This window comes from Cupriavidus sp. 96C5-1 (assembly GCF_057798855.1).
On the sequence record NZ_JBYOJU010000043.1, the window covers coordinates 47,852 to 60,467 of the forward strand.

General features: G+C 67.9%; 12 protein-coding genes. All 12 read left to right on the forward strand.

Going from position 1 to position 12,616, the window contains the following annotated elements:
* Window positions 1-2: 2 nt before the first annotated feature.
* Complete coding sequence (locus tag AC3FOF_RS34385) at window positions 3-506, forward strand: A24 family peptidase (RefSeq protein WP_276267320.1); 504 nt, start codon at window positions 3-5, stop codon at window positions 504-506.
* 88 nt (window positions 507-594) lie between these two features.
* Complete coding sequence (locus AC3FOF_RS34390; RefSeq protein WP_035818330.1) at window positions 595-1,059, forward strand: TadE/TadG family type IV pilus assembly protein; 465 nt, start codon at window positions 595-597, stop codon at window positions 1,057-1,059.
* 85 nt (window positions 1,060-1,144) lie between these two features.
* A complete protein-coding gene (gene cpaB / locus AC3FOF_RS34395) occupies window positions 1,145-2,119 on the forward strand; it encodes a Flp pilus assembly protein CpaB (RefSeq protein WP_488729141.1) in 975 nt (324 codons plus the stop codon).
* Window positions 2,120-2,208: 89 nt separating this feature from the next.
* Entirely contained in the window at window positions 2,209-3,570 is a 1,362-nt protein-coding gene (locus AC3FOF_RS34400; RefSeq protein WP_488729142.1) for a type II and III secretion system protein family protein, read from the forward strand.
* On the forward strand, window positions 3,570-4,844 hold the full coding sequence (locus tag AC3FOF_RS34405) for a CpaE/TadZ family protein (protein ID WP_488729159.1): 1,275 nt from the start codon (window positions 3,570-3,572) through the stop codon (window positions 4,842-4,844). Before AC3FOF_RS34400 ends, AC3FOF_RS34405 begins: the two co-directional genes overlap by 1 nt.
* Window position 4,845: 1 nt before the next feature.
* Window positions 4,846-6,162, forward strand: coding sequence for a TadA family conjugal transfer-associated ATPase (locus AC3FOF_RS34410; protein WP_017230956.1), 1,317 nt, complete (start codon window positions 4,846-4,848; stop codon window positions 6,160-6,162).
* Complete coding sequence (locus AC3FOF_RS34415; RefSeq protein ID WP_488729143.1) at window positions 6,155-7,081, forward strand: type II secretion system F family protein; 927 nt, start codon at window positions 6,155-6,157, stop codon at window positions 7,079-7,081. The genes AC3FOF_RS34410 and AC3FOF_RS34415 overlap by 8 nt, the downstream gene beginning before the upstream one ends.
* Window positions 7,082-7,092: 11 nt before the next feature.
* Window positions 7,093-8,103: a type II secretion system F family protein gene (locus tag AC3FOF_RS34420; RefSeq protein ID WP_488729144.1), complete on the forward strand. Its 1,011-nt coding sequence runs from the start codon at window positions 7,093-7,095 to the stop codon at window positions 8,101-8,103.
* Window positions 8,100-8,999, forward strand: a complete 900-nt coding sequence (locus AC3FOF_RS34425) for a tetratricopeptide repeat protein (protein ID WP_488729145.1) — start codon at window positions 8,100-8,102, stop codon at window positions 8,997-8,999. The genes AC3FOF_RS34420 and AC3FOF_RS34425 overlap by 4 nt, the downstream gene beginning before the upstream one ends.
* Before the next feature lie 118 nt (window positions 9,000-9,117).
* On the forward strand, window positions 9,118-9,477 hold the full coding sequence (locus AC3FOF_RS34430; RefSeq protein WP_488729146.1) for a DUF3613 domain-containing protein: 360 nt from the start codon (window positions 9,118-9,120) through the stop codon (window positions 9,475-9,477).
* Entirely contained in the window at window positions 9,474-11,204 is a 1,731-nt protein-coding gene (locus AC3FOF_RS34435) for a TadG family pilus assembly protein (protein ID WP_488729147.1), read from the forward strand. The genes AC3FOF_RS34430 and AC3FOF_RS34435 overlap by 4 nt, the downstream gene beginning before the upstream one ends.
* A 38-nt stretch (window positions 11,205-11,242) precedes the next feature.
* Window positions 11,243-12,613: a sigma-54-dependent transcriptional regulator gene (locus AC3FOF_RS34440; protein ID WP_017224136.1), complete on the forward strand. Its 1,371-nt coding sequence runs from the start codon at window positions 11,243-11,245 to the stop codon at window positions 12,611-12,613.
* Window positions 12,614-12,616: the final 3 nt, after the last annotated feature.

A 12,616-nucleotide genomic window follows, 5' to 3' on the forward strand; every position in this document is an offset into this window, starting at 1 on the left:
CGGTGGGGTCCATTGCCGCACTCTTCTGCGCGGTAACCATCTGGACCGACCTGGCTTATCGGAAAGTACCCAATGCCGTGCTGGCTGCCACCCTGGCGGCGGTGTGCATGGTGCTGCTGTTCGGGCATGTTCCTGAGCCGGGATTGGCTTCGCGGCTGCTGGGCTTCGTGATTGGCCTGCTGGTCATGTTGCCGTTCTATGCGCTGGGGCGCATGGGCGCGGGCGACGTCAAGTTCTTCGCGGTAACAGGCTTGTTCACCGGTCCAGTGGGACTGGTGACGGTGTGGGTCGTCGGCAGCCTGCTGGCTTGCGCACATGCGCTGTTGGCAAGTGCGCAAGCGGGCACGGTCAGGGCTGCATGGCGTGACCGCATTGCGGGCTTGCTGCGGCGGCAGGCGGTCGCGACGGCCCCGGCCGCGATGGCGCAGATGGCGCAGGCGCGCGGCATTCCCTATGCCGCCTACCTTGCCGTCGGCTTGCTGGTGTGGATGGTATCCGGGAGGTAGTCGCTGCGCAGGCGGATGGCATCTCGCCAGCCGCTCAGCGGTCCGCGCCACCGGTTCGGCGCAAAAGTAGAAGATAACCGGGTGAAGTATGTCATTGCGGGGAAACCACGCCGTGCGGACGCGTTCGTCCGGAGCGGCCGCGCTTGAGTTCGCCATCATCCTGCCAGTCCTGCTGACAGTGGTGATCGGCATCGTCTATTTCGGCATCGTGCTGGCCTTGCAGCAGGTGCTCACGCTGGCGGCGGAAGAAGGTGCGCGCGCCGCCTTGCGCTATCCAAGCGGCGCCTCCGCCAACACCGCGGCGGCGACCCAGGCCCTGCGCGTGAGCGCGGCCTCCAGCACGGCCCTGGCCATGCTGCCCACCTCGATCAGCAGCCTCATCCCCGCCGGCAATGTCGCGCAGGTGATCAGCTGCGCGAATCCGGGCGGATCGGTCTGCGTCAAGGTCACGCTAAGCCTGACTTCGAGTTCGATCCTGCCGGTCGTGCCGGGCGTACCGCTGCCCACCACGCTCACCGGCAGTGCGACGGTGCAACTGTCGCCTGACACGTGATGGCTTGCCTGCAGGCCTTGCCGCCGATGCCGTTTGCCGACACGCGCCTGATCCCGTTTTCATTTACCCGAACCAGAGATATCGCATGACCAGCAAACAGATTCGCGTGCTCGCCATTGCGCTGCTCGTCCTCGCCGCGCTGCTGGCGCTGTTGGCGTGGCGCGTTGCGCGCACGCCCCCGGCGCCAGCCGTGCCGGTGTCGGGGAGCGTCGCGCTGCATCCCGTGGTGATCACGGTCAAGGCGATCGAAGCCGGCAAGCCGGTGCCCGCGGACGCGCTCAAGGTCGAACAGTTGCCGATCAATCCGGCAGGCGCCTATACCGACGTGGCTCGCGTTGCCGGCCAGGTGCCGGTGGTTGGCATCGGCGCCAACATGCCGGTGCTGGAAAGCCAGCTGCTGGCCGGCCTTGCCACGCAGGTACGGGATGGCGAGCGCGCGGTGGCGGTGGCCGTCGACGAAGTGATCGGCGTGGGCAACCAGGTGCAGCCTGGCGACTTCGTCGACGTCTTCGCGGTGTTCCGCCGCGATGGCCAGGAGATCGACGGCAGCCAGGCGCGCATGCTGCTGGCGCGCATGCGCGTGCTCGCCTATGGTGCCGGCACTGTCGTTGAGGCGGCCAAGCCCGCGCCCGACCAGATGATGGTCCGTCGCGAAGGCGCCAAGACCGCTGTGCTGGCGGTGCCGGTGGACGATGTCGGCAAGCTTGCGATGGCCCAGCAGACCGGCCGCCTGCTGCTCGCGCTGCGCAATCCGCAAGACCCCGGCGTTCCCACCGAAGGCTTGTTCGAGGAGCCCGCACCGGTACTGCGGGCGAGAGGCCAGGCCAAAGGCCAGGGGGCTGCCGCGCTCGCCGTGCTCGCGCCTTCCGACCGTGCGGTGGCAGGCGTGGCGCTGACCGGCCTCACCGGGACGACAGGCGTGGCAAAGCGTGAACTGGCCGCTGTGAACGCGGCGCCATCGCCGGTGCCAGCCGCAGCGGCACCGCGTACCCGGGGTACTACGAGCGTGGCACTGAACGGTGTCGAAGTGATCCGCGGCGGCAAGCGCGAGATCGAGTGAAGCCGTGGCGCACGGCGGTGCCGGTGCGCCGGGCACGCCAGCCCAAGGGCTTTCTGATTTGTCATTTCTGATTTCTGGATAGTCGATCGATGAACCCCATTCTTGCCGGAGCAGTAACCAGCCTGGCCGCCTGCGGCGCCGTTTCAACGGCCTGGGCACAGCCAGCCGAGAGCGGCGCGCGCGACCTCAGGCTGATCGCGGGCAGCCAGCAGGAATTGCGGCTGGCCGCGCCGCTCGAACGCGTAGCGATCGGCGATCCGTCGGTGGCGGATGCCTTGCTGCTAAAGGGGCGCTCTGGCCCCAACAGCGTATTGGTCGTCGCCAGGAAGCCTGGCGCGACGCAACTGATGGTGTGGGCGCGCGGCGAGGCGCCGCGGACCTACCGCGTGCAGGTGGACGCGACGCAGGCCGACGCAAACGGCCCCGAGGTGTCCGTCTCCGGCGCGGGCGCCACGATTACCGGCGAAGCGCGCGACGCCCAGGCTTCACTGCACGCGCAGCGGCTGGCGCGCGCAGCGGTGTCCTCTGGCGAGGGCAAGTCCGGGGTGGTGACCGACAGGTCCACGCTGCCGGTCGCCAGCACCGTGCAGGTCGACGTCAAGGTGGTGGAGATCAGCAAGACCGTGCTCAAGGAGGTGGGCTTCAATTTCTATCGGAATAACGGTGGCTTTGCCTTCGGTACGTTCTCGCCTTCATCGCTTAACAAGGCGACGTTTGCGCCGGGTTCGGGATCGACGCCGGGCTCGCTGGGCACCGATATCGCCTCGCCGATCAGCAGCGCCTTCAATCTGGTGGCAGCATCGCTGTCGCGCGGGATCTTCGCCAACCTGAGCCTGCTGGAGAGCAACGGGATGGCACGGGTGCTGGCGGAGCCGAGCCTGGTGGCCCTGTCGGGGCAAAGCGCGAGCTTCCTTGCCGGCGGCGAGATCCCGATCCCGGTGCCGCAGTCGCTGGGGGCAACCACCATCCAGTTCAAGCCGTTCGGCATCGGCCTGACGGTGACGCCGACGGTGCTCTCAAAGGACCGCATTGCGCTGAAAGTGGCGCCCGAAGCGAGCGATCTGGATCCCTCGCGCGGGATCTCCATCAACGGCGCCGCGGTGCCGGCCATCGTTACCCGCCGCGCCGATACCACGGTGGAACTGGGCGATGGAGAAAGCTTTGTGATCGGCGGCCTGGTCAGTCGCAACACGGTCAGCAATGTCAGCAAGGTACCCATCCTCGGCGACCTGCCGATCATCGGTACCTTCTTCAGGAACCTGAACTTCAACCAGGAAGACCGCGAGCTGATGATCGTGGTCACGCCACGCCTGGTGCGGCCGCTGGCCAAGGGCGCGGCGGCCGTGGCCGCGCTCAGCGACGACGGACTCACCAGCGGCAATCCCAATGTGTGGGGCCGGTATGTGCTTGGCGAGTACGCCGACCCCACGCTGCCGGGTTTTTCGAAATGATGGCTGACGGGAAGGACGACAGCGCCGGGCATGCCGACGCGGCAGGGCAGACGCCGGGGAACTATTTCCTGTTCAACTCCATGCAGGTGGAACCCCGGCAGTGGCTGGCGGACGCGCTTGGCAGCCTTGGCCGGCTGGTGGTGGAGGGCGGTCCGCAAGCGGCCTTTCTGGAACAGGTCGGCGCGGTCAATCCGGGCATGGTCTTCCTGCACTTCACGCGGGAGCGGGCGGAGGCATCCAGCCGGCTCGCCGAGCAGGTGGCACGCCTGTATCCGGGGCTGCCGCTGGTCGCGGTGGGAGATGCCGGCGAGCCGGAGATCATGCTGGCGGCGCTGCGTGCCGGCGCCAGGGATTTTGTCGATATGCGGGCGTCGCCGGCGGGCGCTATCGAAATCGTGCGCCGCTTGCTTGCCGTGCGCGGGCAGGCCGAGCCGGCCCGCCGGGGCAAGGTGGTGGCGGTGCTGGGCGCGCGGGTCGGGGTTGGCTCCACCACGCTGGCGACCAACCTGGCCGCGGCGGTGCGGCGGCGCAGCCATGGCGACGTGCTGTTGATGGATCTCGGGTTGCCGGTGCGGGATGGCTCGCTCTATATGAACATCAGCCCCGGCTTTCATTTCGTGGAAGGCGTGCGCAACCTGCGGCGCTTCGACCAGGTATTCGTGCAAACCGCGCTGGCGCGCCATGGCAACGGCGTGGTGGTCCTGCCGCTGCCCGCCACGCTGGCGGAGCTGCGCGATATCTCCTTCATGGAGGCGCTGGGCCTGCTCAATCGCCTGCGCGCCTTCTTCGACCTGCAGGTGGTGGACCTGGGCGGGTTCAGCAATGTGGAGTTCATGGCGCACCTGGTCAAGGCGGCGGACATGGTGGTGATGGTGGTGGACCAGAGTGTGGGCGCCATCGTTTCCGCGGCTGAATTGCTGCAGGAGTTGAAGAAGCGGGAGGTTGAGCGCGACGACCTGTATTTGCTGGTGTCTCGCTTCGATGCCCGGCTGGGCGTGGATGCCCAGCAGATCGCGCAGCGGCTGGAAGCGCCATCCGTCGGCACCCTGCCGGACCGGCGCGAGCCGCTGGTGCTGGCGCTCAACCGGGGCGCGGTGCTGGCCGACGACAGCCCCGCCGATCCGTATGTCCGTGCCGTTGGCCAGTTGGTGGACCGGCTGGGATACCGTGCCGGCACAGCAAGCGAAACAGGTTTGCTGGGCCGGGTAAAAGAAAAACTGCCCGAAGCGCTGCGCGCCATGCGCGCATTGCGCGCTGAGCGGGCTGGGAACTGACATGTCGCAAGCCATCGAATTCTCCGATAATTCCGCCGCGCCTTTTCCTGCCTCGCAGGAATTCCAGAACATCAAGGAAGCGGCCCACGAGCATCTGCTCACGCGCATCGAGGAGCTCGGCGCCGAGTTCGGGCGCTGGTCGCGCACCGCGATCCATCGCTTCGTCGACCTGGAACTGGAAAGTTTCACGCGGCTGCGCCGCATTCCCATCAACGAGGTCGAACTGCACCAGATCGCCGAGGCCCTGACCAAGGAGCTGGCGGGCTTCGGGCCGATCGAGGACCTGCTGAACGATCCCGCGGTGGAAGATATCCTGGTCAACGGGCATCTCGATGTCTATGTGTCCCGGCACGGCGTGCTGGAGCGGATACCGGTGCGCTTCGCCGATGGCGGGCACCTGCTGCGTATCGTGCGCCGCATCCTGGCGCCGATCGGCCGCCGGCTGGACGAGTCCAATCCGATGGTCGACGCCCGCCTGCCTGACGGGGGGCGGATCAATGTGGTGATTCCCCCGCTGGCGCTGGCCGGCCCCGTGGTGTCGATCCGCAAGTTTCGCAAGGACCCGTTGACGCCGGCCGACCTGCAGGCGCTGGGCACCATGAGCCCGGAGGTCAACGAGTTGCTCGAGGCCGCGGTCAAGGCGCGCTGCAATATCCTTGTCAGCGGCGGCACCAGCTCCGGCAAGACCTCGCTGCTCAACGCGCTGGCCACCTACGTGCCCGATAGCGAGCGCGTGATCACCATCGAGGACACCGCCGAGCTCGCGCTCAATCATCCGCACGTGGTACGCCTGGAAAGCCGTCCCGGCGGCTTCGAGGGGACCGGCGTGGTGTCGATTCGCGATCTGTTGCGCAATAGCCTGCGCATGCGGCCCGACCGCATCATTGTGGGCGAAGTGCGCGGCGGGGAAGTGCTGGAAATGCTGCAGGCCATGAGCACCGGCCACGATGGCTCGATGGGAACCATCCACTCGAGCAGCCCGCGCGAGTGCCTGTACCGCCTGGAGATGCTGGCGGGCTTTGCCGGCTTCCAGGGCAGCGAGGCCAGCCTGCGCCGGCAGATTGCCAATGCCGTGGATTTCATCGTGCAGATCGGCCGGCTGTCCAACGGCAAGCGGCGCATCCTCTCCGTCACCGAAGTGACGGGGCTTGGCGACAACATCATTTCGACGCAGGAGCTGTTCCGCCACGAGCCCTTCGTCGGCCCGGACGGTACCGAGGTCGACCGCTGGCTGTCGCTGGGCATCCTGCCGCATTCGCCCAAGCTGGCGCGCATGCGACCTGCCGATTTCGGCCTGGACGATCGCTTCGATGTCTAGCGCCGCGCTGGCCGTGGCCGCGGCCGCACTCGTTCTGCTTGGACTTGGCCTGCTGATGCTGGCCAGTGCGAGGGCGCGCGCGCAGGAGGAGAGCGCACGCGCGTTCGTGCAAGCGCAAACCGAGCAGGTCAAGGCACGCTACGCGACCCCGGCCGAGCCGCAAGCCGGACGCCAGCCGCATGATCTGCGGCGCAAGTGGGCGGATTTCATGCGCCGTGCCGACCTGGCCCCCACGCGCCGTACCTATGCGCTCTGGGGCGCATCGATTGCTGCGACTGTGGTGGCGGCGGCAATCCTCGGCGGCTGGCTTGCCGCCGTGGCCGGGTTTTCCACCGGGCTGGCGCTGCTCTATTTTCTGCTCTGGAACCGGGCGCGCCGCGTCGGACAGAAGCTGCGCCGGCAACTGCCCTCGTTTCTCGACGCCGTGGTGCGGATGATGAGCATCGGCAGCAGCGTGCCTTCGGCATTCCAGACAGCCATCGGCAATACCGAGGCGCCGCTGCGGCAGTGCCTGGTCCAGGCCATTCACCTGCAGCGTGCGGGCAAGGAGCTCGACCAGGCGGTATTGCAGGTGGCGCGGATCTACCGCGTCGACGAATTGTTGCTGCTGTCGTCGGTGCTGCGGCTGGCGGTGCGCTACGGCGGCCGCGCCGACATCGTCATGGAGCGTACCGCCGCCTTTATGCGCGACCGCGAGCAGGCGCAGCAGGAGCTCCATGCCCTCTCGTCGGAGACACGCATGTCGGCGTGGGTGTTGGGCTTGCTGCCGCTGGTGGTGGGCGGGATGATGTTCATGATGAACGCGGCCTACATCATGATGATGTGGCGCGACCCGAGCGGCAGGATGCTGCTGCTGGTTGCCGTGGCGCTGGAGGCCCTGGGGGCCGTCATGCTCTACCGCCTGGCCAGGTCGGTATAGGACAAGAGACCATGGATAGCACTACCCTGATCTCCCTGAGCCTGTGCGTCGCGGCCGTCGGCCTGGCCGCGCTGGCCTTGCCGCTGGTGGGCCAGTGGCGGCAGCGACATCGCGCCGAGCGCACCATCGATGCCGCGCTGTCGCGCCAGGCCGCTGCCGCCACGGCTCCCGCGCGAGGCGCTGCCTCCGCCCCGGCCAATGCCGCAGCGGCCCAGGTCCAGAGCGCCGGCGCGCGGATTGGCGCGCGGCTCGGCGGGCAGCTTAGCAAGCGGTTCGACCAGCGCTGGCTCGCGTCGCCGCTGGGCAAGACGGTCGTGACCGCCGAAGAGGAGCGGCTGCTTGAGCAGTGCGGCTTCTACGGCGACAAGGCGCGGGCGGTATTTGGCGGCCTGCGCCTGTCGCTGCCAGCCGCCCTGGCCGCCGCGGTATTTGCCGGGCACTTGCCTGCTTCCCTGATGGCCGCGCTGTTCTGGGCCTTCGCCACCTTTGCGCTGGGTTTTCTCGCGCCTAAATGGATGCTGCGGCGCCGCGCGCAGAGCCGCCTGCGGCGCCTGGAGGACGAACTGCCCGTGCTGGTCGATATGCTGCGGCTGTTGCAAGGGGTGGGCCTGTCGATCGACCAGAGCCTGCAGATCATCGTGGCCGAGTTCGGCGGCATGCTGCGCGTGCTTGGCCCGGAACTGACTCGCGCCAACCAGCAGTTCGCCTCGGGCCGCTCGCGCGAGCAGACCTTGCAGCGCATCGGGCGCCTGTTCGACAGTGAGGACCTGAGGAGCCTGACCACCATGCTTAGCCAGGTGGACCGCTTTGGCGGCGCGGTGCAGGAACCGCTGCGCCAGTTCGGCTTGCGCTTGCAAGAGGGGCGCAAGTCGCGGATGAAGGAGCAGGTGGGCAAGCTGACCGTGAAGATGACGGCGGTGATGGTGGTGACCATGCTGCCGGTGCTGCTGATCATCACGGCCGGGCCGGGCTTCCTGGGTGTGATGCGGATGCTTTCGCATATGTCGGGGGGATTGAAGTGAACGGACAAGAACAGCGTGCCGCCACCGTGCGGCAAATACCGGGGTCCGCGCTTGCGGGCGTCTTCGCCGCGCCTGGCCGGATCTGGGCCAGGCGCCTGACGCAGGTGCTGGCGATAGCGGTGTTGAGCGGCTGCGGCAGCACCGTGGCCAACCGCATGAGCGAGCAGGCGGACGCCCAGGTGGCATTGTCAAAGCTGCGTGACCGGCAGGACAGGGCCGGCTACGACGACAAGTCGGTCTATCTGGGCCTGATCGGCAAGATGCAGGACGAGGGCCTGTATTTCGCTTCGCTCGCGCACATCGACGTCTACGAGAAGCGCTTTGGCGCCTCGCCCGCATTGACGCTGATGCGCGCGGACGCGCTGCGCGAGACCGGCCAGGATGCGGCGGCCACGCAAGCGTATCAAAACCTGGTTGGCTCGGTGGTGCAGTCCCGTGCTTACCATGGCCTGGGGCTGCTTGCCGGCCGCAGGAGCGATTTTGCCGGCGCCGCGGCGGCGTTGCGGCAAGCCGCGCAGTCCGATCCCACCAATGCGCAGGTTGCCAACGACCTGGGCTACGCATTGATGCGCACCGGTGCGTTGCCCGAGGCGCGCGTGCCGGTGATGCAGGCCTTGCAGCTCGATGGCAGGAACCCGCGCGTGGTCAGCAACGCCGCGGTCTGGCTGGTGGCGGATGGCAAGCGCGAGCAGGCGGTGGCGCTGATGCAGCGCGCCGCGCTGTCTGCGGCTACGCAGAAGGCTGTCCTGCAGGAGGCGGAGCGGGTCAGGCGCGCCAGCACGCAACGCACGCGCGCGGCGGCGCCCGTGGCAGGGCAGCCGGCCCGGCTGGCTGCGGCATCCCCGGCTGGCCCGAGCCACGTCCGGCTGACGGAGCTCACCCAGGCCACGCCATGACAGCATGTTCGAGGCGCACTTTCGCCATTACCCGCGCATTTCCCCTATGTCCTACCGGCTGCCCCACCAGTTGTCCCACCCATTGCCAGATGCGATCGCAACAACCCAGGAGTTGTCCATGAACCGGACCAGAACGAGAAGCCTGCGCGGTGCCACCTCCCGTTGCGGGATGGCGCTGGCGATCGCTGCGCTAGGCATGGGGCTGGTCCCCGCCGTGGCGCAGACCGAGGCGCCGGCCGCGCGTGAGACGCAGCCCGCCCGGCAGGAAGTGGGCGCGCGGGTGCGCGGTCTCCTCGAAATCCAGCGCAGTGGCGCGCAGGCGGGGCAGGCGCAGCAGCTGCACGGGGAGCAGGCCGCTTTGTCCTACCAGCGCTATATGGCGACGTTTACCCATCCCATCCCTGAGTTCTACATCGGCCAGGCGGGCGCGCAAAAAGGCTCGGGCAGTGGCATGGGCCAGGGCACGGTGGGACGATGAGCCGGGACTGCCCCCATCTCGCTGCCCGGCGCTGCGGCCGGCAGCGCGGCGCCATCGGTGTGCTTGGCGCCTTGCTGCTGGTGACGGTGGCGGTCGGGGCGCTGGTTTCGGTCGATGTCGGCCACGTGTTCTATCGCCAGCGCCAATTGCAGAAGGCAGCCGACATGGCAGCCCTGGCCGGCGCGCAACAGCTCAAGCAGGCGGCGGATGCGGCTACCACTTCGGCCAATGTGCTGAGCGCCGTGCAATCGGCCGGCACGCAGAACGACTACAGCGGGGCGGCTGCCGCCAATTGCAACACGGCGGGTAGCGGCGGTGCCGACGGCATGCGGGTCTGCCTGGGCGTATGGGATCCGGCGTATACCGCCGGTGGCGACACCGCGCGGCATTTCAACGCGGCATATGACACCACCAGGCTCTCGGCGAATGCGGTGCAGGTGGTGGCGACGCAGACCGTGCCGATCCTGTTCGTCTTCCCGGGGGGGGCCGCGCGCCAGTTGCGGGCGGAGGCGATCGCCAACGCGAGCCCGCCGGTGGCCTCGTTTTCGCTAGGCAGCAGCCTGCTGGATTTCAATTCCGCCAATAGCCTGCTGAGCCTGTTGCTGGGCAGCGCCGTCCAGTTCTCCGTGCTGGACTGGCAGGGACTGCTCAACGCCAATGTCACGCTCGACCAGCTGCGCCTGAAGCTGGGCGTCGGCACCATCGACGAGCTGCTGAAGACGTCGCTGTCGATCCAGCAGTTCTATGCCCTGGTGCTGGGCGCGGCCGGCAAGGATGCGTTGCTGTCGACCGCGCTGGGCAGCCCGCCGACCAAGCTTGGCGTGAGCGGAGTCCAGGCCAACGTCGGTTTGGGCCAGTTGCTCAACCTGGGCGTGCTGGCGCCGGCGGCCTCGTCGGCCGCCGACGTGGCGCTCAACGTCGCCAGCCTGCTGACGCTGGGCGCGCAGGTGGCCAATGGCAATGCGGCCATTCAGTTGCCCTTGAACGTCAATCTGCCGGCGGGTATCGGCGGCGCGAGCGCCAATCTGTACATCGTGCGGCCGCCGGTGATGGCGGTGGGACCGGCCCGGCAATTGAGCAGCGCGCCACCGGCCTGGCAGACCACGGCGCACACGGCGGCAGTGGGCCTGCGCCTGGCGGTGGCGCTCAATGTGGGCGGAGGGATCCTGCCCCAGCTGGTGACGCTCAATGTGCCTCTCTATGTGGAGCTGGCCGAGGCCACGGCCTCGCTGCAGAGCATCCGGTGCGCCGCGGCGAAGGCGGATTGCCGCGCCACGCTGAGCGTGAACACCGGTGTGGTCAAGGCCTGCCTGGCAGCGGCCAGCGGCAGCGGCTGCGCTTCAGGCCCGGTGACGCTGGTGGACCTGAACCTGGTCGATTTGCTGAGCATTAGGGTGACTGCCTCGGGCAGTCCGAGCACCGGCACGGTTCCGGTCAATACCTCGACCATGACGCTGGCGCCGGGCCAGACCGCAAGCGTCTCCACGACATCGGTGCTGAGCGGCGTAGCGGTGGATGCGCTCGACAACCTGAACGTGGCGGCCACCGTGACCGTGCTTGGGCTCCCCGTGAGCCTTCCATTGTCGCTGGGTACCTTGCTGAAGCCACTGTTCACCTTGCTTGACCCCATAGTCAGCACCGTGCTCAACCTCCTGGGTCTCAACCTCGGCGGCGCCACGGTCTGGATGCAGGGAATCGACTGCAACAACGCCGAGCTGGTGTTCTGAGCCATGCAGCAGGCTAATCGCGATACGGCGGAAGACAGATGAAGACAGATCGCTGGGCCTACGAGAGCCTTGAAGTTTATGTATGGGAAGGCAAGTCCGATATTGCCGACCGCGTGGCGCGTTTCCTGTCGCCGCTCGGGGTGGATGTGATCCGCGCCGGCGCGCTGGAGGCCTTGCCGGCGCAGCCGCGCCTGAAGCCTTGCGTGGCGGTCATCAGCGTGTCGGTGATCGGCGCGGCGAAGTTCACCGCGCTGGACTGGGAAGCGGCGCATGGCATGCCCGTGATCTGGGTGGCCGCGCCTGGGCGCGAGACCGATCCGGGGCGCTTTCCCGCCGAGTACGCGCATATCCTGGCCGACGACTTCACCGGGCCGGACCTGCGCAACCAGATTGCCAAGCTGCTGCCGCAATTGCTGGCGGCATCCGAGCCGGGCAATGCGGCGGCCGACCTGGTGGCCGAGTCGTCCGCCATGCAGCAGTTCCTGTCGCAGGTGGAGACGTTTGCCGATTTCGGCAGCAATGTGATGCTGTATGGCGAGACCGGTGCCGGCAAGGAGCGCATCGCGCAGCTGTTCCACGAACGCAACAACATCTACGGCAAGGGGCCGTTCGTCGCCGTCAATTGCGGCGCGATCCCCGATGGCTTGTTCGAGTCGCAATTCTTCGGCCATGCCAAGGGTGCGTTCACCGGGGCGATGTTTGCCCACCGCGGTTTTTTCGAGCAGGCCAATGGCGGCACGCTCTTTCTCGACGAGATCGGCGACCTGCCGCTGTTCCAGCAGGTCAAGCTGCTGCGGGTGCTGGAGGAGAACGCCTTGACCCGGCTGGGTTCGACCATGCCTGTCAAGCTGGACTTCCGCCTGGTCGCCGCGACCAACAAGGACCTGCGCGAGGCCGTGTCGCAGGGGCGCTTTCGCGCGGATCTGTATTTCCGCCTGGCGGTGATCGAACTGCGCTTGCCCAGCCTGGAAGAGCGCGGCGCGGCGGACAAGGTGGCGCTGCTGGTGTCGTTTCTCAGGCAGATGCTCGGCGCCTCCGGCTTCGATGCGCTGCCGCCGCTGCCCGACTGGCTCAAGGGCGCGGTAGGCACGGCATTTTTTACGGGCAATGTGCGCGAACTGCGCAACCTGGCCGAGCGCATCGGCATCACCGTGCAGCAGACCGGGCACTGGGAGGAGCCGCGTATCCGCCCGCTGTTCCGCAGCCTGCGGCCGGGCGCATTCGACGGCAACGAGCGCACCGCGGACTGGCGCGGCGAGACCGAGGAGCGCCGCCGCATCGTGGCCGCGCTGGACGCCAATAGCTGGCGGCGCCAGGACACGGCGGCCAGCCTCGGCATCAGCCGCAAGGTGCTGTGGGAGAAGATGCGCAAGTTCCAGATCGCCGACAACGAAGCCGAGCCAGCGTGACGC